At 66.0% G+C, this 25660-nt stretch carries 22 protein-coding genes; 8 read left to right on the top strand and 14 right to left on the bottom strand.

Annotated features, from left to right (window positions below):
* Positions 1–4 precede the first annotated feature (4 nt).
* The gene (fmt, locus tag KYC_RS22815) at positions 5–946 is read right to left on the bottom strand and encodes a methionyl-tRNA formyltransferase (protein ID WP_008166906.1); all 942 of its coding nucleotides are present in this window, start codon (positions 944–946) and stop codon (positions 5–7) included.
* Between the two features lie 160 nt (positions 947–1106).
* Positions 1107–1619: a peptide deformylase gene (gene def / locus KYC_RS22810; protein WP_008166904.1), complete on the bottom strand. Its 513-nt coding sequence runs from the start codon at positions 1617–1619 to the stop codon at positions 1107–1109.
* A 196-nt stretch (positions 1620–1815) separates the two neighbouring features.
* Between def and dprA the strand changes: the two genes are divergently transcribed.
* The 3 genes from dprA to KYC_RS22795 all read left to right on the top strand — a co-directional run bounded on the left by dprA (position 1816) and on the right by KYC_RS22795 (position 4438).
* A complete protein-coding gene (gene dprA, locus KYC_RS22805) occupies positions 1816–2940 on the top strand; it encodes a DNA-processing protein DprA (protein ID WP_008166901.1) in 1125 nt (374 codons plus the stop codon).
* A gap of 113 nt (positions 2941–3053) precedes the next feature.
* Complete coding sequence (locus tag KYC_RS22800) at positions 3054–3962, top strand: hydroxymethylglutaryl-CoA lyase (protein WP_008166899.1); 909 nt, start codon at positions 3054–3056, stop codon at positions 3960–3962.
* Positions 3959–4438 (top strand): hypothetical protein, encoded by a 480-nt coding sequence (locus tag KYC_RS22795; RefSeq protein WP_008166897.1) that lies wholly within the window; start codon positions 3959–3961, stop codon positions 4436–4438. The genes KYC_RS22800 and KYC_RS22795 overlap by 4 nt, the downstream gene beginning before the upstream one ends.
* 9 nt (positions 4439–4447) lie before the next feature.
* On the opposite strand, the gene KYC_RS22790 is transcribed toward KYC_RS22795, so the two are convergent.
* Together KYC_RS22790 and KYC_RS22785 are read right to left on the bottom strand one after the other, a co-directional pair.
* Positions 4448–5464 carry an amino acid ABC transporter substrate-binding protein gene (locus KYC_RS22790; RefSeq protein WP_008166895.1) on the bottom strand — a complete coding sequence of 339 codons (1017 nt, stop codon included), beginning with the start codon at positions 5462–5464 and terminating at the stop codon, positions 4448–4450.
* A gap of 172 nt (positions 5465–5636) precedes the next feature.
* A complete protein-coding gene (locus KYC_RS22785) occupies positions 5637–6803 on the bottom strand; it encodes an aminotransferase-like domain-containing protein (RefSeq protein ID WP_238531983.1) in 1167 nt (388 codons plus the stop codon).
* Between KYC_RS22785 and KYC_RS29965 the strand changes: the two genes are divergently transcribed.
* The 3 genes from KYC_RS29965 to KYC_RS22775 all read left to right on the top strand — a co-directional run bounded on the left by KYC_RS29965 (position 6802) and on the right by KYC_RS22775 (position 8922).
* A complete protein-coding gene (locus tag KYC_RS29965) occupies positions 6802–6948 on the top strand; it encodes a hypothetical protein (protein WP_238531982.1) in 147 nt (48 codons plus the stop codon). The genes KYC_RS22785 and KYC_RS29965 overlap by 2 nt on opposite strands.
* Positions 6949–7078: 130 nt before the next feature.
* Positions 7079–7798 carry a YggS family pyridoxal phosphate-dependent enzyme gene (locus KYC_RS22780; protein WP_008166891.1) on the top strand — a complete coding sequence of 240 codons (720 nt, stop codon included), beginning with the start codon at positions 7079–7081 and terminating at the stop codon, positions 7796–7798.
* Between the two features lie 155 nt (positions 7799–7953).
* On the top strand, positions 7954–8922 hold the full coding sequence (locus KYC_RS22775) for a Bug family tripartite tricarboxylate transporter substrate binding protein (RefSeq protein WP_008166889.1): 969 nt from the start codon (positions 7954–7956) through the stop codon (positions 8920–8922).
* Positions 8923–9004: 82 nt separating this feature from the next.
* Here KYC_RS22775 and KYC_RS22770 read toward each other — a convergent pair whose 3' ends face one another.
* Both KYC_RS22770 and KYC_RS22765 read right to left on the bottom strand, forming a co-directional pair.
* Positions 9005–12964 (bottom strand): DUF3683 domain-containing protein, encoded by a 3960-nt coding sequence (locus tag KYC_RS22770; RefSeq protein WP_008166887.1) that lies wholly within the window; start codon positions 12962–12964, stop codon positions 9005–9007.
* A 132-nt stretch (positions 12965–13096) separates the two neighbouring features.
* The gene (locus tag KYC_RS22765) at positions 13097–13633 is read right to left on the bottom strand and encodes a YqaA family protein (RefSeq protein ID WP_008166885.1); all 537 of its coding nucleotides are present in this window, start codon (positions 13631–13633) and stop codon (positions 13097–13099) included.
* Positions 13634–13729: 96 nt separating this feature from the next.
* Between KYC_RS22765 and ilvA the strand changes: the two genes are divergently transcribed.
* On the top strand, positions 13730–15238 hold the full coding sequence (gene ilvA, locus KYC_RS22760) for a threonine ammonia-lyase, biosynthetic (protein WP_008166882.1): 1509 nt from the start codon (positions 13730–13732) through the stop codon (positions 15236–15238).
* A gap of 154 nt (positions 15239–15392) precedes the next feature.
* On the opposite strand, the gene KYC_RS22755 is transcribed toward ilvA, so the two are convergent.
* Together KYC_RS22755 and KYC_RS22750 are read right to left on the bottom strand one after the other, a co-directional pair.
* Positions 15393–16505, bottom strand: coding sequence for a porin (locus KYC_RS22755; protein ID WP_008166880.1), 1113 nt, complete (start codon positions 16503–16505; stop codon positions 15393–15395).
* Positions 16506–16947: 442 nt separating this feature from the next.
* Complete coding sequence (locus tag KYC_RS22750) at positions 16948–17328, bottom strand: DUF4148 domain-containing protein (protein WP_043519106.1); 381 nt, start codon at positions 17326–17328, stop codon at positions 16948–16950.
* Positions 17329–17709: 381 nt separating this feature from the next.
* Here KYC_RS22750 and KYC_RS22745 point away from each other — a divergent pair, with 381 nt between their 5' ends.
* Complete coding sequence (locus tag KYC_RS22745; protein WP_008166876.1) at positions 17710–18600, top strand: LysR family transcriptional regulator; 891 nt, start codon at positions 17710–17712, stop codon at positions 18598–18600.
* 44 nt (positions 18601–18644) lie between these two features.
* Here the strand turns inward: KYC_RS22745 and KYC_RS22740 are convergent, their stop codons facing one another.
* From KYC_RS22740 to KYC_RS22715, 6 genes are all read right to left on the bottom strand, one after another.
* Positions 18645–19199, bottom strand: coding sequence for an adenine phosphoribosyltransferase (locus KYC_RS22740; protein ID WP_008166874.1), 555 nt, complete (start codon positions 19197–19199; stop codon positions 18645–18647).
* 54 nt (positions 19200–19253) lie between these two features.
* On the bottom strand, positions 19254–20951 hold the full coding sequence (gene cydC / locus KYC_RS22735) for a thiol reductant ABC exporter subunit CydC (RefSeq protein ID WP_008166872.1): 1698 nt from the start codon (positions 20949–20951) through the stop codon (positions 19254–19256).
* Positions 20948–22615: a thiol reductant ABC exporter subunit CydD gene (gene cydD / locus KYC_RS22730; RefSeq protein ID WP_008166870.1), complete on the bottom strand. Its 1668-nt coding sequence runs from the start codon at positions 22613–22615 to the stop codon at positions 20948–20950. Before cydD ends, cydC begins: the two co-directional genes overlap by 4 nt.
* A 77-nt stretch (positions 22616–22692) precedes the next feature.
* Positions 22693–22818, bottom strand: a complete 126-nt coding sequence (gene cydX / locus KYC_RS22725) for a cytochrome bd-I oxidase subunit CydX (RefSeq protein WP_008166868.1) — start codon at positions 22816–22818, stop codon at positions 22693–22695.
* 17 nt (positions 22819–22835) lie between these two features.
* Positions 22836–23990, bottom strand: a complete 1155-nt coding sequence (gene cydB / locus KYC_RS22720) for a cytochrome d ubiquinol oxidase subunit II (protein WP_008166865.1) — start codon at positions 23988–23990, stop codon at positions 22836–22838.
* A gap of 13 nt (positions 23991–24003) precedes the next feature.
* Complete coding sequence (locus KYC_RS22715; RefSeq protein WP_008166864.1) at positions 24004–25578, bottom strand: cytochrome ubiquinol oxidase subunit I; 1575 nt, start codon at positions 25576–25578, stop codon at positions 24004–24006.
* Positions 25579–25660: the final 82 nt, after the last annotated feature.

Raw genomic sequence — 25660 nt, 5'->3', positions numbered from 1 at the left:
CTATTCAGCCTGGCTGCCAGCCGCGCACGAACACATCCACCGGCTGGCGCTTGCCGCCCGCCTTCTGCAATTCCAGCAGACGCAGCACGCCCTTGCCGGTGGCGATATCGACGCCCGTCGCGTCCACGCGCACCACGCTGCCGGGCGCCACCGTCGTGGCCTCGTCCAGCGCCTGGGCGCGCCAGACCTTCACCGCGTCGGGCAGGCCAGGCAGGCGGATCGTGGCGCCCGGCACGGGATTGAACGCCCGCACGCGGCGCGCCAGCAGTTCGGCGGGCTGGACGCAGTCCAGCGCGGCCTCGGCCTTGTCCAGCTTGGCGGCGTAGGTCACGCCCTCTTCCGGCTGTTTGCGCGGGGTCAGCGCACCCTTGGCCAGTGCTTCCAGCGCCTCGACAATCGCCTCGCCACCGGCAAGCGCCAGCGCATCGTGCAGCTGCGCCGCATTGGTCTCGTCCGAGATCGGCACGACGCGTTCGAGCAGCATGTCGCCCGTATCCAGGCCCTGGTCCATCTGCATGATGGTCACGCCCGTGCGCGCGTCGCCCGCTTCGATCGCGCGCTGGATCGGCGCCGCGCCGCGCCAGCGCGGCAGCAGGCTGGCGTGGATGTTCAGGCAGCCCAGGCGCGGCAGGTCCAGCACCCATTGCGGCAGGATCAGGCCGTAGGCGGCCACCACCATGACGTCCGGCGCGACGCGTTCCAGCAGCTCGCGGGCCTGCGCGGCCTCATCGGGATAACGGCCATCGAGCCGCAGGCTGCGCGGCTGGGCGACTTCGATGTCGGCGTCCAGCGCGGCCTGCTTGACCGGGCTGGGCGTAAGCTTGAGCCCCCGCCCGGCAGGCCGGTCCGGCTGCGTCATGACGAGGGGAATATCGTGGCCCGCGGCCCGCAGGGCGTCGAACGCAATACGGGCGAATTCCGGCGTGCCGGCAAAGACGATGCGCATGGTGATGACAGGAAAGAATGAGCGGGATGGCCAGACAACGGCGCATGCCCGAAATAAAGGGGTTCTGCCCAATCCGGGGCGCCGCGGATCCGGCTCAGCCGGTTCGCCAGCGCCGCCCCTGGAGGGGCCCCGCCCAAGCGGGTAGGGGGTGGGCCCGCCTCTACGCGCGCAGAGCTTCGCGCTCGGCTTTCTTGAGCTTGGTCTTGATGCGGTTCTGCTTGAGATTGGACAGGTATTCCACGAACACCTTGCCTTCCAGGTGATCCAGTTCGTGCTGCACACACACGGCCAGCAGGCCGTCGGCTTCGAACTCGAACGGCTTGCCGTCGATATCCAGCGCCTTGCAGCGGATACGAGAGGCGCGCTCGACTTCGTCGTAGACGCCCGGCACGGACAGGCAGCCCTCTTCGTAGATCTTGTAGTCGTCGCTGCGCCAGGTGATCTCGGGGTTGATCAGGGTCAGCAGCTGATTGCTTTCCTCGGACACGTCGATCACGACCACGCGCTCGTGCACGTCGACCTGCGTCGCGGCCAAGCCGACGCCCGGCGCGTCGTACATGGTTTCGGCCATGTCGCGCACGAGTTGACGGATGCGGTCATCGACCTCGGCGACCGGCTTGGCCTTTTTATGCAAGCGCGGGTCCGGGTAGCGAAGGATGGGAAGTAAAGCCATTGAAAGGGGATCGCCAGTAGTGATGCGTGCATAAGAGTTTAATTCATTAGAGTCTTGATTTCTAATAGTTTTCGGCTAATTCCGAGATTGCGGACATTGCTATGGCACCGCGCATTTCCGTCCACCCTGGCCGCTGCGGCCGCGCGTCCCGCATGCGACACTCTCGGACCCACGACGCCTTTCTCGCGCCTGTTCCATGCCGCTCACGCAAACCCCCGACGAACTATCCGCCTGGCTGCGGTTGTCCCTGGAACCGAACATCGGTTCCGCCACCGCCTGCATGCTCCTGAGCGCGTTGGGCCTGCCCGACCAGATCTACGCGCAACGCGCCACCGCGCTATCGCGCCACGTGCCCGATACGCTGGCGCGGCAATTGGCCGCCCCCATGCCGGCCGACATGGCGGCCCAGGTGGAAAGCGCGCTGGAATGGGTGCAGGCGCCGGGCCGCCACGTCCTGACGCTGGCGGACCCCACCTACCCGCAAAGCCTGCTCACCATTGCGGACCCGCCCATCCTGCTCTATGTCGCGGGCGACCCCGCCTTTCTGCAGGGCCCGTCGCTGGCGGTCGTGGGCGCGCGCAACGCCACGCCCGGCGGCCAGGAAAATGCGCGCGCCTTCGCCCGTCACCTGGCCGGGCACGGTTGGCGGGTCATCAGCGGGCTGGCGCTAGGCATCGACGCCGCCGCGCACGAAGGCGCACTGGACGCCGGTCCGCAAGGCGCCGGCACCGTGGCGGTCATGGGCACGGGTATCGACCGCATCTACCCCGCCCGCCATCGCGACCTGGCGCACCGCATCGCGGCGCACGGCGCGCTGGTGTCCGAACTGCCGCTGGGCACCGGGGCCCTGCCCCAGCACTTTCCCAAACGCAACCGCATCGTGGCGGGCCTGGCGCGCGGCGTGTTGGTAGTGGAAGCCGCCAAACAGAGCGGTTCGCTGATCACCGCACGGCTGGCGGGCGAAAGCGGGCGCGAAGTATTTGCCATTCCCGGCTCCATCCATTCACCGCTGTCGCGCGGCTGCCATGCGCTGATCCGCCAGGGCGCCAAGCTCGTGGAAACCGCCAGCGACATCACCGACGAACTAGGCGGCGGTCCGGTCCCGGGCTCCTCATTGGCTAGCGTCGCGCGTTCCCGGCCACAGGCGCAGTTGCCCGCCCATCCAGTGCTGGACGCCTTGGGCTTCGATCCCCTGCATCTGGATGCCATCCAGGGCCGTAGCGGCCTCGACACCGCCACCCTGCAGGCGCAGCTGGTCGAACTGGAACTGCAGGGCCGCGTCGCCCGCCTGGACGATGGCCGCTACCAGCGTTTGCCCTAGTGCCGGTTCGCGGGCGCCCGGGCCGCAGCAACGCCGCGTGCGATGGCGCTAATATGAGCGATAGCGCCGCAGTCTTGTAGCGCCGGTCACCCAATACCGATACAGGAAGAGACATGGCATTGCCCTCCCGCGTGAAGATCGTCGAGGTGTCGCCTCGCGACGGTCTGCAGAACGAAAAGGAATTCGTCCCCACCGACATCAAGGTGGAACTGGTCAACCGCCTGGCCGCCGCAGGGTTTCCGAACGTGGAAGCCGCCTCGTTCGTGTCGCCCAAATGGGTGCCGCAAATGGCCGACGGTGCGGACGTGATGGCGCGCATCGAACGCCGCCCGGGCACAATCTATTCCGTGCTGACGCCCAACATGAAGGGATTCGAAGGCGCGCTGGCCGCGCGCGCAGATGAAATCGTGATCTTCGGCGCCGCCAGCGAGGCCTTCTCGCAGAAAAACATCAATTGCTCCATTGCCGAATCCATCGCGCGCTTCGAACCCGTGGTGCAGGCCGCCCGCGAAGCCGGCATCCGCGTGCGCGGCAGCATCAGCTGCGCGCTGGGCTGTCCGTACCAGGGCGAGGTTCCGATCGAATCCGTGGTGGACGTGGCGCAGCGCTACCTGGCCATGCAGGTCGACGAGATCGACGTCGCCGACACCATCGGCGTGGGCACGCCCAAGCGGGTGCGCGAAGTAATGGCCGCCGTCACCCGCGTGGTCGACCCGGCCCGCATTTCAGGCCATTTCCACGACACCTACGGCCAGGCCCTGGCCAACATCCTGGCCGCGCTGGAAACGGACATCTCCATTTTCCACACCTCGGTGGCGGGCCTAGGCGGCTGCCCCTACGCCAAGGGCGCCACCGGCAACGTCGCCACCGAAGACGTGCTCTACATGCTGCGCGGGCTGGACATTGATACGGGCGTGGATTTCGATGCCGTCGTCGATATCGGGCAGTGGATGTCGGCGCACCTGAACCGCAAGGGTTCCAGCCGGGCCGGCAACGCCGTCGCCGCCAAACGGGCCGCATGACCGACGCCACCGACTCCCCCGCGCCCGAAGACCATGCGGCGCTGCTACGCGCCATCGGCCCGCTGCCCCTGGCGGGCCAGGCATGGCCGGACTGGGTGCGCATCCTGACCTGGGTGCTGCTGGCCATCCTGGGCGTGCAGGTGGTGACCACCGCGATCCGCGCGCCATCGCAGCCCTTCGACACCCTGCTGGCCGTGGTGGTGGCGCTGTGCTTCGTGGGCCTGCTATTCGTGTCCTGGCACATGCAGACGTCCATCACCACCATCGACGAACGCGGCTTGCGCCAGACCTGGTTCACGCGGCGCGAGGTGGCCTGGGAAGACGTGCGCTACGCGCGCTTCGTGCCCATGCTGTTTTCAAAGCGGCTGGTGATTTTCACGCACCGGGGAAGGCCGGTGATCTTCCAGGGGGGCACGCGGGAGTTGCGAGCTGCGTTTGTGAAGATTGCACAACTCTACAAATCCTCGGGTGCCTGACACACGGAGTTATCGGATCGGCAACGCGTACATCAGCCCGCCCTGCGTCCATTGCGCATTCAACCCGCGCTTGATCTTGAGCGGGCTGCCCTCGCCCACGTTGCGCTCGAAGCTTTCGCCGTAGTTGCCCACCTGCTTGACGATGTTGTAGGCCCACTTTTCGTCCAGCCCCAGATTGGCGCCGCTGCCCGGCGTCACGCCCAGGATGCGCTTGATATTGGGGTTGGCGCTCTTGGCCTGTTCGTCCACATTCCCGGAAGTCACGCCGTATTCTTCGGCCTCGATCATCGCCGACAGCGACCAGCGCACGATGTTCAGCCAGGCGTCGTCGCCCTGGCGCACGAACGGGCCCAGCGGCTCCTTGGAGATGATCTCGGGCAGCACGACGTAGTCGTCGGGATTCTGCAGCTTGGAAATGCGAATCGACGCCAGGCCCGACGCGTCGGTCGAGAACACGTCGCAGCGGCCAGCCGCGAAGGCGTTGACCACTTCGTTGAAGGTCTCGATCACGACCGGCTTGTAGGTCACGTTGTTGGCGCGCGCCCAGTCGGCCAGCGTGTTCTCGTTGGACGTGCCGGTCTGCAGGCAGATCGTGGCGCCGTTGATTTCCTTGGCGCTCTTCACACCCAGCGATTTCGGCACCAGGAATCCCTGGCCGTCGTAGAAGTTGATGCCAGCGTGGATGATGCCCAGCGCGGTATCGCGCTGCTGCGTCACGGTGGTGTTGCGCGTCAGCACGTCGACCTCGCCGGACTGCAGCGCGGTAAAGCGTTGCTGCGAATTGAGCGGCACGACCTTGATCTTGTTCGCGTCGCCGAAGACCGCTGCGGCGATGGCGCGGCACAGGTCCACATCCAGGCCCTGCCATTTTCCTTGCGCGTCGGGCGCGGAAAAGCCCGCGAAGCCCGTGGTCGTGCCGCAAGCCACGGCGCCGCGCTGGCGCACGACGTCCAACGTTGCCGCCTGCGCGCCCTGCGCCGCCGCCATCAAGAGCGCCGCGCCCACCAACCCTTTTGCAATATTCATGACCTGGATTCCTGTTCTGCCACCTGGCGCGGGGACGCGCCGAGGCAAGAAGCTTATAGACATGAAGCGCCCCGACCAAATAACAAGCGCTTATTTAGGTATGCCGCCGACGCGCACGCCGGCGGCTGGGCACAAGAATAGCAACGGTCAGCGCGCAGGGGGCTGCGCGCGGTCAAGCGGCCAGCGAGATCGACACAGGTTCGTTGGCCTGGCAAGCATCCAGCGCGCGACCCAGGCGCACCATGCCTTGGGCGATCTGGCTTTCATTCATGGTGGCGAACGACATGCGCATGGCGAACAGGTCGGCCTGCGCCGCCTCGGCATAGAAGGCCTTGCCGGGCACGTACACCACTTCGTGTTCGATGGCGTAGGGCAAGAGGCGGGTAGCGTCCACGTCGCCCGTCAGGCGCGCCCAGAAGAACATGCCGCCCTCTGGCTTGCTGAACGTGATGCGGCCGTTGAGCTCGCGCGCCAGGGCGTCGGCCATGGCGTCGCAACGCAGGCCATAGGCGGCGCGGATGCGCGGCACGTGCTCGTCGTAACGGCCGTTGGCCAGGTATTGGGCCACCACTTCCTGGATCCATGCCGACGACGCCATGTCGTCGGCCGCCTTGGCGCTGACGCAGCGGCGGCGGATCTCGGGCGGCGCGACCAGCCAGCCGATCCGCAGCGCGGGCGCCATCGTCTTGGACATGCTGGCCAGGTAAACCGCCCAGTGGCGGGCTTCGCCTTCGGCCAGGGCCGCGATGGGCGGCACGGCCTCGCCGGCAAAGCGCAGCTCGCTGTAGGGGTCGTCTTCGACGATCAGGAAGCGGTGCTTGACGGCCAGTTCCAGCAATCGCAAACGGCGCTGCCGCGTAATGGTGGCGCCGCAGGGATTGGAGAACGAGGCGACGACGCAGACCATCTTGGGTTTGACGCGGGCAGCCAGTTCGTCCAGGGCGTCCACGTCGATGCCGTCGGGGCCGGAGGGCACGGTATGGACCGTGGCGCCGGTGTAGCGCAGGGCCTGCACGGAATTCGGGAATGCCGGCGACTCGATGATGGCGTGGTCGCCCGGCTGCAGCATGACGCGGGTCAGCAGGGCCAGGGCCTGCTGCGATCCGCCGGTCACGACCAGTTCGGTATCGGCGTTGCAGTGCAGGCCGCGCGCCGCGGACAGGCGCGCCAATTCATGGCGCAGGCTGGCCTGCCCGTCGATGTTGGAATACTGCAGGCAGGCGCCCAGCCGGGCCATGACCTGCGTCGATGCGATCGACAGGCCGTCGACGTCGAACAGTTCTTGCGCCGGATAGCCGCCGGCCAGCGAAATGGTGCCCGGGCGCATGGCATAAGGCATGAGCGATCGGATCGGCGAGGCAGGGGGATTCAGGAATGGCGTGGCAAAGGCGTATTCGGGCGCTGCACTGGACATGGCGATGGGGCTGGAAATAAAGGGGGACGTGTCGCCCGAATGGGCGGCGCCGGACGGCATAGAACTTTGAAATATAAACAAATCTCCGCAAATTCTAAGCCTGCCGATTACGCAGGGTCAACGCCGGAAACGGGCCGCGTGGCGTAGCGGTCCAGGCAGGTCCTACACTATGGGACATCCTGTCCCTCCAAGAGAGCTGCATGACCGCCATCGACACCATGGCCGGGCGCCTTGCCCAGATCCAGCAACGCATCGCCCAGGCCTGCGAACGCGCCGGCCGCCCCCCCGAAAGCGTGACGTTGCTGCCCGTCAGCAAAACATTCGGCGTGGACGCCATCCGCGAGGCCATGGCCTTGGGGCTGACGCGCTTCGGCGAGAACAAGACACAGGAAATCCGCCAGAAGGCCGCCGCGCTGGCTGGCCAGGGGCTGCAGTGGGTGCTGATCGGCCATTTGCAGACCAATAAGGCCAAGGACGCCGCCCGCGACGCCGCCGAGGTGCAGTCGCTGGATCGGCCGGACCTGGCCGAGGCCCTGCACCGCCGCCTGCAGAACGAAGGCCGCAGCATCGACGTGCTGGTGCAGGTCAAGACCTCGTCCGAACCCAGCAAATACGGCATGGCGCCCCAGGACGTGCCTGCGTTCCTGCGGCGCATCGCCGCCGAATTCACGACCCTGCGCGTGCGGGGCCTGATGACGCTGGCGGTGAACTCCCCCGACCCCGAAGAAGTCCGGGCGTGCTTTCGCGCGCTGCGCGAACTGCGCGACCGTCTCGCGCAGGAGAACATCCCGGGCATTTCGCTGGATCGTCTGTCGATGGGCATGAGCGGCGACTTCGAACTGGCCATCGAAGAAGGCTCCACCGAAGTGCGCATCGGGACCGCCGTTTTCGGCGCCCGCAGCTATCCGGATCCGCAGTAGCCAGGGGCGTGCGGCGATTGACGGGGCCCAATGCGCGGGCCCCTTTTTGCGTAGACGCAAGGCATAATAGCGACGCAAAAATAATCGCGGCGCAAGTTGACGACGATCAACGACGCAAGCGCCGCGCCACGACATCCCGCACGAGGAGACACCCCATGCACAAGCACGCAAAGCGCTTGCTGGCGCTTGCCGCCCTATCGCTGGCCGCCACCGCGGCTTCCGCCCAATCCTGGCCCACGCAACCGATCCGCTGGATCGTCCCCTACCCCGCCGGCGGCGGCACGGACGTCGTGGCGCGCACCGTGGCAAGCAGCCTGGAAAAGACGCTGGGCCAGACCATCGTGGTCGAGAACCGCCCCGGCGCGGGCACCATCATCGGCGCCACGGCCATCGCCCAGGCCGAACCGAACGGCTACATGGTCGGGACGGCGGACTCCGGCACGCTCGCATTCAATTCGTCGCTGTACGCCAAGCTGTCCTACGATCCCGCCAAGTTCACCTACATCGGCGGCATCGCCAAGTTCCCGCTGCTGCTGGCCGTGAACGTCAACTCGCCCTTCAAGACGGTCGACGACGTGCTTGCAGCGGCCAAGAAGGAACCCGGCAAGCTGACGGCATCCTCCGCCGGCCCGGGTTCGCCACACCACCTGGCGCTTGAGCTGTTCAAGCAGCGCACCGGCGTCAACGTGCTGCACGTGCCGTACAAGGGCGCCGCGCCCGCCATCCAGGACCTGCTGGGCGGACAAGTCGACATGATGTTCATTGACCTGGGCTCGGGCCTGCCCAACGTCAAGGCCGGCAAGCTGCGCGTGCTGGCCGCCGCCACGCCGGAGCGCGTCTCCGTGCTTCCCGATACGCCGACGATGGCCGAACAAGGCGTCGCCAACTTCACCGCCTACGCCTGGCAGGGCCTGGTGGGTCCGGCGGGCCTGCCGGAATCGGTCGTGAAGAAGCTGTCGGCCGACCTGGACGCCACGCTGAAGACGCCGGCCGTCTCGCAGAAGATGCTGGACATGGGCGTCATTCCCATGCCGATGTCCGCGCAGGACTTCAAGGCCTACTCCGAACAGGAGCGCAGCGCCTGGGCAGACGTGATCAAGAAAGCGAACATCAAGCTGGAGTGATCGTCCGCCGCGCGCCACCAGGCGCCAGAAAAGGAAAAGCCGCGGTCATCCGACCGCGGCTTTTTTTTGCGCTGCGTGACTGCTACACCAAGACCCGTTCGATCCCGCCGGCGTTGGCGCGGCGAACGTAGTCTTCCATCCAGCCTTCGCCCAGGATGTGGCGCGCCATCTCGACCACGATGTAGTCGGCTTCCATGCCGGTATCGCCTTCATAGCGCGACAGGCCCTGCAGGCACGACGGGCACGAGGTCAGGACCTTGACGTCGCCCGTGAAGCCGTCGCTGCGGATCGCGGCATCGCCCTTGAGCAGTTCTTCCTGCTTGCGGAAGCGCACCTGCGTGGAGATGTCCGGGCGGCTGACCGCCAGCGTGCCCGATTCGCCGCAGCAGCGGTCGCTCTTGACCGCGCCATCGCCCACCAGCGCGCGCACCGTCTTCATCGGCTCCTGCAGCTTCATCGGCGTATGGCAGGGGTCGTGGTACATGTAGCGCACGCCCTTCGCGCCTTCTAGCTTGATGCCCTTTTCCAGCAGGTATTCGTGAATGTCGATCAGGCGGCAGCCCGGGAAGATCTTCTCGAATTCATAGCCGGCTAGCTGGTCGTAGCAGGTGCCGCAGCTGACCACCACCGTCTTGATGTCCAGGTAGTTCAGCGTGTTGGCCACGCGGTGGAACAGCACCCGGTTGTCGGTGATGATCTGCTCGGCTTTGTCGGTCATGCCGTTGCCGCGCTGGGGATAGCCACAGCACAGGTAGCCCGGCGGCAGCACGGTCTGTACCCCCGCATGCCAGAGCATGGCCTGCGTGGCCAGGCCCACCTGCGAGAACAGGCGCTCCGAACCGCAGCCCGGGAAGTAGAACACCGCTTCCGTGTCGGCCGTGGTGGCCTTGGGATCGCGGATGATAGGCACGTAGTTGGCGTCTTCGATGTCCAGCAGCTTGCGCGCGGCCTGCTTGGGCAGCCCGCCGGGCATCTTCTTGTTCACGAAGTGCACGACCTGCTCGCGCAGCGGCGGCTTGCCGACGGTGGCCGGCGGCGTGGCGGTCTGCTTCTTCACCAGGCCCGAGAACAGGTCATGCGCAGCGCGCTGCACCTTGTAGCCCACGCCCACCATCGCCTTGCGGGTGGCGTTGATCGTGGCCGGGTCCTTGGCGTTCAGGAAGAACATGGCGCTGGCCGTGCCCGGATTGAACGACTTGCGGCCCATGCGGCGCAGCACCGCCCGCATGTTCATCGACACGTCGCCGAAATCAATGTCGACCGGACAGGGGTTGTAGCACTTGTGGCACACCGTGCAGTGGTCGGCCACGTCCTCGAATTCTTCCCAGTGCTTCAGGCTGACGCCGCGCCGGGTTTGCTCTTCGTACAGGAAGGCTTCCACCAGCAACGAGGTCGCCAGGATCTTGTTGCGAGGCGAATACAGCAGGTTCGCGCGCGGCACGTGAGTGGCGCACACCGGCTTGCACTTGCCGCAGCGCAGGCAGTCCTTGATGGATTCAGAAATGGCGCCGATGTCGCTTTGCTGCATGATCAGCGACTCGTGGCCCATCAGGTTGAAGCTGGGCGTCCAGGCGTGGCGCAGGTCGGCGCCCGGCATAAGCTTGCCGGCATTGAAGTGGCCATTGGGGTCCACGCGGCGCTTGTAGTCCTGGAACGGCGCCAACTCCGCTTCAGTCAGGAATTCGTACTTGGTCAGTCCGATGCCGTGCTCGCCCGAAATCACGCCGTCCAGATCGCGGGCGATCTGCATGATGCGCTCGACCGCCGCATGGGCCTCGCCCAGCATCTCGTAGTCATCCGAGTTGACCGGAATGTTGGTGTGCACGTTGCCATCGCCCGCGTGCATGTGCAGCGCCACGAACACGCGGCTCTTGAGCACGCGGCCGTGGATGGCGACGAGTTCGTCGACGATCTTCTTGTAGGCGGCGCCCGAGAACGCGCGCTGCAGGCCCGCCAGCACTTCGGTCTTCCAGGAGACGCGGATGGTGCGATCCTGAACCACATCGAAAACGCGCGCGCCCGGCTGCGCGGCAAGGCGGTCGGTGAGCGTCTTGTGCAGCTCGCCCAGGCCCAGGCCCTCCAGTTGCGGCAGCGCCTCGCCCAGCGGCAGGTCCAGATTGTCCAGCAGCCATTGCCAGCGCTGGCGCGTGGCGGCGATCAGCTCCAGCGCCTGGCGGGTGCGTTCGGCCAGCACTTCGGCGCGCGTGGTCTCGATGTCCGTGTCGTCGGCCTTGCCCACGGGCAGCGGCGTGCACAGGTAGGCGTCCAGCTCGCCCAGCAGCTTGAGCTTGTTGCTGGTCGACAGTTCGATGTTGATGCGCTCGATGTGATCCGTGTATTCGCCCATGCGGGGCAGCGGGATCACGACGTCTTCGTTGATCTTGAAGGCGTTGGTGTGGCGGGCGATCGCGGCGGTGCGCGAGCGGTCCAGCCAGAATTTCTTGCGGGCCTCGGGACTGACGGCCACGAAGCCTTCGCCGTGGCGGGTGTTGGCAAGGCGCACGACCTCGCTGGCGGCCGCGGCCACCGCGTCGTCGTCATCGCCGACGATGTCGCCAATCAGGACCATCTTGGGCAGCACGCCGCGTTTGCTCTTGGTGGCGTAGCCCACCGCGCGCAGATAGCGTTCGTCCAGGTGCTCCAGGCCGGCCAGGATGGCGCCGCGGGCCTTGCCCTCGCCGTCCAGGTAGCCCTTGACCTCGACGATCGACGGGATCGCGTCGCGCGCCTGGCCGAAGAACTCCATACAGACCGTGCGCGTGTGGCGCGGCATGCGGTGCAGCACCCAGCGCGCCGACGTGATCAGGCCGTCGCAGCCTTCCTTCTGGATGCCGGGCAGGCCGGCCAGGAATTTGTCGGTAACGTCCTTGCCCAGGCCCTCCTTGCGGAAGACGCGGCCGTGGATTTCCAGCGTCTCGGTCTTTAGCAGGCGTTCGCCGGGCTTGCCTTTGCCGTCGAACCACTTGAGCTCGAAGCGCGCCACTTCCACGTCATGGATCTTGCCCATGTTGTGGTCCAGGCGCGTCACTTCCAGCCAGTTGCCGTCGGGATCGACCATGCGCCACCAGGCCAGGTTGTCCAGCGCGGTGCCCCACAGCACGGCCTTCTTGCCGCCGGCGTTCATGGCGATGTTGCCGCCCACGCACGAGGCTTCGGCGGACGTCGGATCCACCGCGAACACGAAGCCGGCCGCCTCGGCCGCTTCGGACACCCGCTTGGTCACGACGCCGGCGCCGGCATGGATGACCGCGACCGGTTCGGTGAGCCCGGGCAGAATACAGGACTCGACCTTGCCCAGCTTGTCGAATTTTTCGGTGTTGATGACCGCCGACTTCCAGGTCAGCGGAATGGCGCCGCCGGTGTAGCCCGTGCCGCCGCCGCGCGGGACGATGGTCAGCCCCAGTTCAATACAGGCGGTCACCAGCGCGGCGATTTCGTCCTCGGAATCGGGCGTCAGCACCACGAAGGGATATTCCACGCGCCAGTCGGTCGCGTCGGTCACGTGCGAGACGCGCGACAGGCCATCGAACTTGATGTTGTCGCGCGCCGTGATGCGGCCCAGCACCTTCTGCGCCTGTTTGCGCATCATCGCGGTCTGGTCGAATTCGCCCTCGAAGGCGGCAATGGCCGAACGGGCCCGGGCAAGCAGACCGACGACCTTCTCGTCGCGGTGCGGATCGTGCCCCGCTTCTGCGGGCGCGCCGGGCTCGCGACGCTTGTCGATCTCGCCCAGGCGGTGATGCAGGGCTTCGATGAGCTGCTTGCGGCGCTTTGGGTTGTCGAGCAGATCGTCCTGCAGATAGGGATTGCGGCGAACCACCCAGATGTCGCCCAGCACCTCGTAGAGCATCCGGGCGGAACGGCCCGTGCGGCGTTCGCCGCGCAGGTCGGTCAGCAGGCTCCAGGCGTCTTCGCCAAGCAGCCGGCCAACGATTTCGCGGTCGGAGAACGAGGTGTAGTTGTAGGGGATTTCGCGCAAGCGCGCGGGTGCTGCGGGCGGCATCGCCCCGTTCAAGATGGGGCTGGCGAGTGGGGCGTTCATGGCGGCAAGAGGGGGCCCTTAAAACGGTATTTTATGCCAGAGTCCCGACTTGACCCCTAATACCCCTCTGAAGCCAGCCGAAAGCGCGACAAAGACGGCATGATACGTCCCCTATTAAGTCGGCTGTCAGCGCTAGATTTTGCCCGGGAAGAACCACAGCAGGCCGGCGGTCATGAACAGATAGCGCATGAATTTGCCGATCGCCATATAGAACACGCAGGGCCAGAAAGACAGGCGCAACCAGCCGGCCACGGCGCACAGGGGGTCGCCCACCGCGGGCAGCCACGACAGCAGCAGCGCCGGCGGCCCCATACGGTGCAGCCAATCGTGCGCGCGCTCGTGCCAGCGGCCACGCATGCGGCCGCCTTCGGTCGCATCGGGGTGCGGGTGGGGGTGCTTTTCCTTCCAGCGCTCGACCGCCTTTTCCGCGCCCAGGCCCATGGCGTAGCTGATGGCGCCGCCGACCGTGTTGCCGGCCGTCGCCACCAGGATGGCGGGCCAGAACATCTCGGGCGCAAGCTTGATGTAGCCAAACACCGCCGGCTCGGAGCCCAGCGGCAGCAAGGTGGCGGACACGAGCGACACCGTGAAAATGGCAGACAGGCCCACCGAGGGCAGCGCCAGCACCCCCAGCAGCCAATGAACTGCGGATAAGAGACTTTCTTCCATGGTTGCGGCAGTGTAGCCGCGAGTATCCTGCAAGGCGACCAGGCATTCCCTGCAATAATCCTGCCCACGTCCCCACTCTTGCTACGCGCGCGGCCCATGTCCACTGATTATCTGAAACGCATCCTGACTTCCAAGGTTTATGACGTCGCGGTCGAATCTCCGCTTGAAACAGCGCCCCTGCTGTCCCAGCGGATGTCGAACACGATCATGCTCAAGCGGGAAGATACGCAGGCGGTGTTCAGCTTCAAGCTGCGCGGCGCGTACAACAAGATGGCAAATCTCAGCCCCGCGGCGCGCAACCGCGGCGTCATCGCGGCGTCGGCCGGCAACCACGCCCAGGGCGTCGCCCTTGCGGCCAGCCGCCTGGGCTGCCGCGCCGTCATCGTCATGCCAACCACCAGCCCCCAGGTGAAGATCGACGCGGTCCGCCGGCTGGGCGGCGAGGTCGTGCTGGCCGGAGAGAGTTTCTCCGACGCCTACGCCCACGCGCAGATCCTGGAAAAGAAAGAAAAGCTGACCTTCGTCCACCCCTTCGACGATCCCGACGTGATTGCCGGCCAGGGCACGGTGGGCATGGAAATCCTGCGCCAGCACCCCGGCCCCATCGACGCCATCTTCGTGGCCATCGGCGGCGGCGGCCTGATCGCGGGCGTGGCCGCGTACATCAAGCAGCTGCGCCCCGAGATCAAGATCATCGGCGTGCAGACCGAGGACTCCGACGCGATGCTGCGCAGCGTGCGCGCGGGCCGGCGCGTGCAACTGAACGACGTAGGCCTGTTCTCGGACGGCACCGCGGTCAAGATGGTGGGCGCGGAAACCTTCAAGCTGGCGCGCAAGTACGTCGACGATTACGTGGTGGTCAACACCGATGCGATCTGCGCCGCCATCAAGGACGTCTTCCAGGACACGCGCAGCGTGCTGGAACCGGCGGGCGCCATGGCGGTGGCCGGCGCCAAGCAGTACGCGGCCGAACACCACCTGAAAGGCAAGACCCTCGTGGCGATCGCCTGCGGCGCCAACATGAACTTCGACCGCCTGCGCTTCGTGTCCGAACGCGCCGAGGTCGGCGAAATGCGCGAGGCCGTCTTCGCGGTCACGATGCCCGAGCAGCGCGGCAGCTTCCGCCGCTTTTGCGAACTGGTCGGCGAGCGCAGCGTCACTGAATTCAACTACCGCATCTCGGACGCGGACCGCGCCCACGTCTTTGTCGGCATCCAGGTTTCGTCGGCATCCGAGCCGGACAAGATCGCCGCGAATTTCCGGCGCCACGGCTTCGACACGCTGGACCTGACCCACGATGAAATGGCCAAGACCCACTTGCGCCACATGGTGGGCGGCCGGTCGGCGCTGGCGCGCAATGAACTGCTGTACCGCTTTGAATTCCCGGAGCGCCCGGGCGCGCTGATGCGTTTCCTGAACGCCATGAATCCCGACTGGAACATCAGCCTGTTCCACTACCGCAACCAGGGCGCGGACTACGGGCGCATCCTGATCGGCATTCAGGTGCCGCCGGCGGACAAAAAGCAGTTCCGGAACTTCGTGGCGGAGCTGGGCTATCCGCACTGGAACGAAACCGACAACCCGGCCTACAAGCTGTTCCTGTAGGCCAGAATGCGAGAGGGCCTCCTTGCGGAGGCCCTTCCCTTCTGCGCTCAAGTCACGCCCGGCTGAACCCAATTAGGGGGGGGTTCGCTGTCACTCGGCGGCCCACGGAGAATGGGCCGCGCATTCAGCAAGGTCCAGCCGGACGTCCTATTGCTTAGAAACGGTGACGCACGCCGATGGCGACGGCCGTATCGGTGGCGTCGCGCTGGAACGCGTAGTTGTCGCCGTAGGAGGCGTACGCGTACAGGTTGGTGCGCTTGGTGAAGTCGTAGGTGTAGCCCAGGCTGTACACGTTGAACGTGGCGTCGTCGCCCGTCAGCTTGTCGTTGCTGGCGGTAGCGCGCTGCCACGAACCGAACACGGCATGGCGGCCCAGGGGCACGGTCGCGCCGATCATGTACGAGTTGGCACGGAAGCCGTCAGCCAGCTTGAACGAGCCGAAGGTGTTCATGCCGTCAGGCGTGGTGCCCATGTTCTGGCCGATGAACCAGCCGTCGCGCGTCTGGCCGAAAGCGGCCGCCAGCTTCACGACTTCAAAGTCGTACGAACCGCCGACGATGTATTCCTGGATGCGCGCCGCGTTCTTGCCGCCAACCTGGTTGTTGGACGGATTGAAGCGGTCGTAGGCAGCGGCGAGGTTCAGCGGGCCATTGACGTATTGCACGCCAGCGGTCAGCACACGGTTGTTGTTGCCCGTGGCGAAGCCGGTCTGCGAGCTGTCGCTGACGGTGTCGTCAGCGCTGAACGAGTAGCCCACGCCAACCTTGAAGCCGCCCAGGCTGGGGGTTTGATACAGGACCATGTTGTCCAGGCGCATCGTGTTGGCGCTGCCGAACGTGGTACCCATGTTGGCGGTGTTGTAGCTGATCGAGAACGGGTCGATCGAGCCAAAGTACTTCGACGCCAGGTTGGTCTGGCGGCCGAATTCCAGGCGGCCCCAGGAATCGCTGTCCAGGCCCACGGTGGCTTGACGGCCGAACAGGCGGTTGCTTTGCAGCGACTTGCCGTTCATGGGGCCGAAACCGCCTTCCAGGGTGAACACGGCGCGCAGGCCATCGCCCAGATCTTCAGTGCCGCGCAGGCCAAAGCGCGAGCCGCTGCTCACGCCCTGCACGCCGCCAAAGCGGCTTTGCGAGGCGCCGTCGAACTTCACTTTTTCGTAACCGACACCGGCGTCGATCAAGCCGTAGAGCGTCACGGAGTCGGCGGCTTGCGCGGCGCCGGCAAAGCCGGTCAGCAACGCGACGGCCAATAGCGTCTTCTTCATATAAGTCCCCAAAATGGCGAGATGGAAGGCACAACGCAGACACGCCGCGTGACATTGCGGGGCCTGCAAGCCGCTGCCGGTAACGCAGCGGCCCATGCACTAAATCTAGTGTCCAACTTGCAACCAGTCGTAGTAACCAGGATTTCGAAGAACTACTTTCCATGGTTGGGATAATGACGTCTTGCTTAAATCCCAGCGATCGGGATGGTTTGCGCTAACGCATTGAAAACAAATATGAATCATTGCTCACAAAGAGGCGGCGCCCCGAAATCATCATCCTCCTGCCCCTCTCGGATCGGCAAGAGTTGTCGATCCGGCCGGACAGTTTCTGCTGCATAAACGCCACACATTTCAGCAATGAAGGAGGAAGGGCCAAAAAAAACCCCTCGGCGTCATGAGGGGTTTTCCGTGACCTCCGGGTTGCCGGACATCCGGCCTGGGCTTAGCGGCCCTTGGGCGGGTAGTCCAGTTCGCCGAAGGTGTACTCGCCGCGGGCCTTGGCGTCGGCCAGTTCCTGGCGGACTTGCTCGCGGGTCTTGCCCGCAGACTGCGACACGGTCTTGGGCGGGTAATCCAGTTCAGCGGACGTCACTTGGCCGGCGGCCTTGGCGCTTTGCAGTTCCTGCTGAACCTGTTCACGCGACAGGCTGGTGTTCTGCGCGGCGGCGGGCGGATAGTCCAGTTCGCCGAACGTGACCTGGCCGGCAGCCTTGGCGGCCTGCAGTTCCTGCTGAACCTGTTCACGCGTCTTGCCATCGGCGTGAGCGGCGGACATGCCAACCAGAGTTGCGGTGACCATTAGTGCGGTAGCTAGTGCTTTCATTGAGATGACTCCATCCTAAACTTGCACACCGTCTTCTGCCAGGCTGGCAGCTGCGATATGACAATTTGATTGCTGGGACGAAGTATCTGGCTATTAAAGCCTAGTAAAAACCCTTATTTTGGGGAACATATTTGCACCGGTGGGACAATTGCAAGTCGTATCCCGCCAAATGTGCTCAAGCGCTGACCATCCCCCTGGCGGATCAAGCGCCGGCAAGCCTTGCAGGCATTCAGCCTCCAGCAAGCTCGGTAACGGAAAATGAATTCTCCACGCACTGGATGGTTGTGCCGCGTGGAGAAATAGACATTTCTGCTGGCGGGACAATAATTCCATTTATCATACAAATCTGCCAGAAATGGAATTTTGAGTCTCGAGGCCCCCATGGATATCCAGCTTAACGACATCGCGCTTTTTGTCGAAGTCGCCAAGCGCAAGAATTTCAGCCACGCCGCCGAGGCCCTGAACATCCCGACGTCCACGCTGTCGCGCCGAGTCAGCGAGCTGGAACGCAGCGTGGGCATGCGTTTGCTCAACCGCAGCACCCGCAAGATTGATCTCACCGAAGCCGGCGCCATCTACTTCGAACGCTGCCGACACATCGTGGAAGAGGCGCGCATCGCCCATGACCAGTTGCTGGACATGGCCGTGCAGCCCAAGGGGCGATTGCGCATCTCGCTGCCGACCAGCCTGGCGCAATTATTCCTGCCGGCAGTCATCCGGGAATTCCGCGAACAGCATCCCGAGATCGAATGCGACTTCGATCTGAGCATGCGCCCGATTGATCCCATCAGCAATCCGTTCGACCTCATCCTGCGCTTCGGGCAGCAGCCCGACTCCAGCCTGATTTCACGCAAAATCGTGCTGATGGCGCACCAGTTGTATGCGTCGCCCGATTACCTGGCGCGCCACGGCGAGCCCCGGATACCGGCGGATCTATCCCACCACGAATGTCTGCGCCCCACAATGCGCGAGGAATCATCCTTCTGGATGCTTCATTCGGGCGACAAGGTGGAACGCGTGCAGGTGTCGGGGCGCTTGTCCGCGAACAACGTCGGCATGCTGGGACGCCTGGCCGGACATGGGCTGGGAATCACGCCGCTGCTGGTGTTCGATGCGATGGAGCGAGCCATCAAGCAGGCCGGCCTGGTCCGCGTGCTGCCCGAATGGAGCCTGACGCCGCTGCCGCTGTTTGCGCTGCTGCCGTCGCGCATGCTGCCCGCCAAGACGAAGGCGTTCCTGGACTTCATCCAGCCGCGCCTGTCGGACGCTTAAGACGGCAACCCGGAGCCCCGCCTGACGCGGATGGGCGGCGATCGTTACGTCGTCGAGCCCGCCTCGTACTGACAGACGGTGTATAGCGGCGTGCCGGTGGCGGCCACCTTGGCGGACCCGCCCAGGTCCGGCAGATCAATGATGGCGGCGGCCTCGACCACATTGGCGCCCAGTCGCTGCAGCAGCTTGATCGCCGCCAGCATGGTGCCGCCCGTGGCGATCAGGTCGTCCACCAGCAGTACGCGCTGGCCAGTGCGCACGGAATCCGTGTGCATCTCGACCGCCGCATTGCCGTACTCAAGCGAGTACTCTTCCGCGACGGTGCGGTACGGCAACTTGCCCTTCTTGCGCACCGGGACGAAACCCAGGTTGAGCTCATAGGCCAGCACGCTGCCCACGATGAATCCGCGCGCGTCTACGCCCGCAACCAGGTCGAGGCGCTGGCGCATGTATCGGTAGACGAAGAGATCAATCAGAACCCGGAACGCACGCGGATCCTGCAGCACCGGCGTAATGTCGCGGAACACGACGCCGGGTTGGGGCCAGTCCGGAACACTGCGGATGGTGCGCCGGATGAACTCGGCGTTGTCGGTCTGCATGGTGGGCGGCCCTGAAGAATTGAAGCAAGGCGAACTATAACCGCGCAACCGCGCTTAAGCCAGGATTGCCGGCTGCGATGACAAGTCATAGAGCCGGCCGCCGCGCAGCTCGACGCGGCGATGCACCGCAGCGTCCGGCAAGACCGCATGCGTGGCCAGCACAACCGTACGCCCGCGCACAGCGTTTTCCAGGTCCGCGAAGAACGCGGCCTCGGCCGCGGCGTCCAGCCCCGCGGTCGGTTCGTCCAGCACAATGATGGCCGCCGGCGCCAGCAGCGCGCGCGCCAGGCACAGCCGGCGGGCCTGTCCGGCCGACAATTGCGAGCCGGTTTCTCCCGCCCATGTGTCCAGGCCGTCGGGCAGACCGCGCACGAAGTCGCCCAGCTTTGCCGCCTCCAGGACCCGCCACAAGTCGGCGTCGCCGGCTTCGGGATCTCCGATCAGCAGATTGGTGCGCAAGGTTCCCAGGAACAACGGCGCATCCTGCGACAGCAAGGCGATCCGCCGGTGCCAATCCGCCTGCGCGCAATCGCGCGCATCGCGCCCGCCGAACAGCACGCGCCCGCCCTGCGGGTCCTCCAGGCGCAGGAGCAGATGCAGCAGGGTGGACTTGCCCGCGCCGCTGGCGCCCAGGATGGCCACCCGCTCGCCGGGTTCGACGCGCAGGCTGATGTCGTCCAGCACCAGCGGGCTTTCTCCCGACGTGCGCGCAGGATAGGCAAAGCGCACGCGCTCCAGTTCCAGCGCGCCATTGTCGGGCAATGCAAGCGGCGCCGCCGGATCCTGCATGTCGGGGCCGCATTGCGTCACTTCGCGGATGCGGCCCGCGGCCGATATCGCGGACCCCATGCGGGACGCGCCGCGCATGATGGGGCCTGCCACCTCGAAAATGCCGATGACGGCCAGCAACAGCCCCGCCAGCACGGGCCCCTCGATACGCCCGGCCTCGTGCGTAGCCAAACCGAACCAAAGCAGGGCCAGCACGGCGATGCCCGCGGCGATCTGCAGGAACCACTGCCCTCTTACCGCCACCCGCGCCTGACTGCGGCGCGCAAGCGCACTCGCCTCGCAGAGGCGCTCGAAATGCGCCAGCGTTTCCGCCTGCGCGTGCATCGCGACCATGTCGGCATGGCCGTCCACCGCGTCGAGCGTGGCGGCGCGCAATTCCGCGGCGCTTTCCTGGGCAGCCGCGCCCGGCTTGCGGGCTGCGCGCAGCAGCCAGAGCGGCACCGCCACGCAGGCCGCCAGCAACGCCAGCGCGAACACCAGGGCGGCGGCCGGCACCCACAAGCCCAGCACGGCGGTCAGCACCGCGCCCGCCAGGATCGCGGTCGCCAGCGGCGCCAGCACAAACAGGAACACCGTATCCAGCGCATCTACGTCGCCTGTCATGCGCGCGACCAGATCGCCGCTGCGATAGCGCGCAAGCTGGCGCGGCGTCAGCCGGATCAGCGCAGCAAACACCACCCCCCGCAGATCGGCCAGCAGGCGCAACGTGGCGGAATGTCCGACCACCCGGTCGGCGTAGCGCGACACGATGCGCAGAAAGGAAAGCCCGCGCACCAGGGCGGATGGCGCAAACAGGTTGAACATGCCGCCCGCGCCCGCCAGCGCCGCGCCTGTCAGGAACCAACCGGAAACGCCCAACAGGCCGACGCCCGCAGCCACCGTCGCCAGCGCACAGAACAATGCGAGCAAAAGCCCGCTTTTACGGCGCGCGTACAGCGGCAGGAGCAACAACAGATTCTTCATGCCTCTTCCACTTTGCCGCCCGACACGCGCACCACCCGTTTGAACCGGGCGGCAACCGAGGGCGCATGCGTCGCGAGCAACAAGGTGCGGCCCGCGGAGAATTCCAGGATTTCGTCCAGCACCCGGGCCTGCGTGGCGTCGTCCAGGTGCGCAGTGGGCTCGTCCAGCAGAATCAGGCCGGGATCGCGCAGGAACAGCCGAGCCAGCGCCACGCGCTGTGCCTGTCCGCCGGACAGCCCATGGCCCCGGCTTCCCAGCCGCGTGCCCAGCCCCTGCGGCAAGGCGTCCGCAAACTCCAGGACGCAGGCGCGCCGGGCCGCCTCCAGCAGTTGCTCGTCCGTGGCGTCAGGGCGGCCGAGCCGGATGTTGTCGGCGATCGACCCCTCCAGCAGCTGGGGACGCTGCCCGATCAGGGCCACGCGCTGACGCAGCGCGGACTCGTTCCATTCATCCAGGGGCAGGCCGTCGATGCGAATGTCGCCACCAGCCGGGCGCAAGCGCGCGATCGCTTCGATCAGCGTGGACTTTCCGATGCCGCTGGGCCCCATCAACGCCACATGCTCGCCCGGCACAAGCGTCAGACTGGCATCCGACAGCACGGCCTGCGCTCGGCCGGGCGCGTCCACGCGCAGCCCGCTCAAGACAAGATGCGCGCCCTTGCCGGCCCGCGCGGGAATGCTCCCCTTCGGCGCCGCGCCCTCGGCGGTGTCCTGCGGCAAGCCGTCGAACAGGACCGCGATCTGCGTGACGGCAGCAAGCGCCGTGGCGCGATCGTGATAGTGGGCCGCGAACTGGCGCAGCGGCGCGTAGACTTCGGGCGCCATCAGCAGGCAGAACAGCCCGGCCTGCAGGGTCAGCGGCGTCCAGCGCACGTCCAGGAACCCCAGATAGGTCAGTCCGATATAGACCGCCACGCCCGCCACGCCCAGCGCGGCGAAGAACTCCAGCACGGCCGAAGACAGGAACGCGATGCGCAGCACCGACATCGTGCGCTTGCGCAGCGCGTCGCTGGCGGCCACGACGGATTCCGCCTCGGCCTGGGCCCGGCCGTAGAGTTTCAGGGTGGACAGCCCGCGCAGCCGGTCCGCGAAGAACCCGGACAGGCGCGCAAACGCGCGCAGGTGCCGGCGGCTGGCGCCCTGTGCGCCCCACCCCACCAGCGCCATGAACAGCGGAATCAACGGCGCCGTGATCAGCAACACCAGGCCGGCGATCACGTCCACGGGAAGCAGCAGGACCGAGAACGCGACCGGCAGCATCGCCGCGGCGGCCATCGCGGGCAGATACTTGGCGAAGAAGCCGTCCAGCGCCTCCACCTGATCCACCACCGCGCTGGCCAGTTCGCCCGAAGCCTTGCCCCGGCTCCAGTGCGGGCCATGCCGCACCAGGCGCTGGAACAGCGACAGGCGCACATGACGCTTGATGCGCTCGGACGCGTCCGCGCCCGCGCGCTCGCCCGCCCAGCTGATACACGCGCGCAGCAGCATCAGCCCGGCAATGCCCAGAATGCCGCCCAGCAATTCATGCCGCGGCGTCTGCCTGGCGATCGCGGCATCCAGCACGCTGGCCAGCAGCCACGCCTGCACAACGAGCAGCGCGCCGCTGAGCAGCGGCGCCGCCCCCGCCAGGATCAGCGGAAACCGCGCCGTCCTGGCAAGCGTCATCAACCACCGCGACTGTTCGCGCGGTGGTTTCTGCAGGGTTGCCGAGGGATCGTGCTCCAGGCTGCTTGCGCCGCCGCTCACTCGTCGTCGCGGCTGGCGCGCGGGTCATGCGAATGACCCTCGCGCAGCTCGAACCACATTGCATTGAGGATGGCGAAAGCGCACGCCAGGCTCAGGCCGAGTATCCACGAGAAATACCACATGGTGGAGGCTCCTTTAATCAGTACGAGTTGGGCGTGTCGCCCACCGAATCATGGGTGACCTTGCCGCGCATGACGCGGTAGACCCAGCCGGTGTAGACGGTCACGATAGGCAGGAAGATGGCGACGGCAATCACCATGATCCACAGCGTCAGGTGGCTGGAGGATCCGTCCCAGATCGTCAGGCCCGCCTTCGGATTCGTCGACGAGGGCATGATGAACGGGAAGAGCGAAAAGCCCACCGTCAGGATCACGCCTGCGATCGACACCGAGGACGACAGGAACGCCAGCACGTTCGCGCGCACGCTCAGCAGCAAGGCCACCAGCACGGCGCCCGCCACGCCCAGCGCGGGCGCGATCCACATCAGCGGCCACTTCGCGTAGTTGGCCATCCATGCGCCGCCCTGCACCGATACGGTCTTGAGCATCGGGTCGGACGGACCCGCCATGTCCACCGCGCTGGTGATGGTGTGGCCGGGCACGCTGCCCGCCACCCAGAAGCCACCCGCAACGAACAGCGCCGCCGTAAGCAAGGCGGTCAGCCGCCCCCAGTTGCGCGCCCGCGACGAAATGGGATCTTCCGTGCGCCAGGCCAGCAGAACCGCGCCGTGCATGGCCAGCATCACCACGCTCAGCACGCCCGCCAGCAGCGCAAACGGCATGAACAGCTGGAAAAAGTGGCCCTCATAGATCGGCCGCAGCGAAACCGCGTCGAACGTGAAGGGCACGCCCAGAATGATGTTGCCCATGGCGACGCCGAACACCAGCGACGCCACCACGCCCGAAAAACACAGAACGGCGTCCCAGCGGTTGCGCCAGCGCGTGCCTTCCATCTTGCTGCGGTACTTGAAGCCAACCGGCCGCAGGATCAGCGCGATCAGGACCAGCATCATCGCCAGGTAGAACCCGGAGAACGAGGCGGCATACAGCAGCGGCCACGCGGCGAAAATCGCGCCGCCCGCAGTAATGAGCCAGACCTGGTTGCCTTCCCAGACCGGCCCCACCACGTTGATCACGATGCGCCGTTCGGCGTCGGTCTTGGCCACGACCGGCAAGAGCGTGGCGACGCCCAGGTCAAAGCCGTCCATGACGGCAAAGCCGATGAGCAAGGCGCCCAGCAGCACCCACCACACCACGCGCAGGGTGCCGTAGTCGAAAGGAATGAGGTTATCCATCTGCGTCTCTCCCTTAAGCGCGCACGGCGGCGCGGACAGGATCGGCGGCGGCAGCGCCCGGCGCCGGCCCATCGGATTTCGGTCCGGCCTTGATGGCGTGCAACATGACCTTCACGCCGATGATCAGCAGGATCGTGTACAGCACCAGGAAGATCGCCAGGCTGACGACCAGATCCGTCATCGTCAGGCCCGAGGCCGCGTAGTACGTGGGCAGCACGCCTTCGATCACCCAGGGCTGGCGGCCGTATTCGGCCACGAACCAGCCGCTTTCAATGGCGATCCATGGCAGAGGCAGGCTCCATACGGCCACCTTCAGCAGGCCGGGCCGGCTGTCCAGGCGGCCGCGCGAGGCCAGCCAGAAGGCCACGCCGAAGAACACGATCAGGTACATGCCCACCGCCACCATGATGCGGAACGCCCAGAACAGCGGCGCCACGGTCGGGATGGTGTCCAGCGCCGCCTGCTTGATGTCGGCCTCGGTGACCTTGCTGATGTCGGGCTGGTGGCGCTTGACGAGCAGGGCGTAGCCCAGGTCGGGCCAGGTCTTGTCGAAGACCATGCGCGCATCCACGTCCTTGGGATTGGCGCGGATCTTCTGCAGGGCCTCGTAGGCCACGAGGCCGTCGCGGATGCGGTTCTCGGCGCGCAGGACCAGGTCATTGATGCCCAGCAGCGGCGTGGTGAGCGAGCGCGTCCCGATGATGCCCATGACGTAGGGAATCTCGATTGCGAAGTCGTTCCGGCGTTCCGCCTGGTTCGGGATGGCGATCAGGTTGAAGGACGCGGGCGCGGGTTCGGTCTCCCACATGGATTCCATGGCCGCGATCTTCATTTTCTGGTGTTCAGTGGTGAGATAGCCGCTTTCGTCGCCCAGCACCACCACCGACAGCGCCCCGGCCAGGCCGAAGCTCGCCGCCACCGCCATGGAACGCTTGGCCAGGTCGATGTGACGCCCCTTGAGCAGATACCAGGCGCTGATCGACATGACGAACATGGCGCCCGCCACGTAGCCGGCGCTGACCGTATGCACGAATTTGGCCTGGGCGACGGGATTGAAGAGCACCGCCGCAAAGTCGGTCATCTCCATCCGCATCGTGTCGGGATTGAAGAGCGCGCCCACGGGGTTCTGCATCCAGCCGTTGGCGATCAGGATCCACAGCGCCGAGAAGTTGGTGCCGAACGCCACCAGCCAGGTCACCACCAGATGGCTGACCTTGGACATGCGGTTCCAGCCGAAGAAGAACAGGCCGACGAAGGTGGCTTCCAGGAAGAAGGCCATCAACCCTTCAAGCGCCAGCGGCGCGCCGAAGATGTCGCCAACGTAGTGGCTGTAATACGACCAGTTCATACCGAACTGGAACTCCATCACGACGCCAGTGGCGACGCCAAGCGCGAAGTTGATGCCGAACAGGGTGCCCCAGAACATCGTCATCCGCTTCCAGATGGCGCGGCCGGTCATGACGTACACGCTTTCCATGATGGCCAGCATGAACGACAGGCCGAGCGTGAGAGGGACGAACAGGAAGTGATAGAGCGCGGTCGCGGCGAACTGGAATCGCGACAGATTCACGACGTCGAGATCAATCATTGGGCTGCTCCCAAAGCGTTGACGCGCCGCGGCAACCGGCATGGTTCCCAGGCCGTCTCTCGCGCCATGTTAGGGGCGTTGC

It is taken from the genome of Achromobacter arsenitoxydans SY8 (assembly GCF_000236785.1).
Lineage (GTDB): Bacteria > Pseudomonadota > Gammaproteobacteria > Burkholderiales > Burkholderiaceae_B > Achromobacter > Achromobacter arsenitoxydans.
The sequence above is the reverse complement of the archived record's forward strand: the minus strand, read 5'-3'. Positions and strand labels throughout refer to the sequence as shown.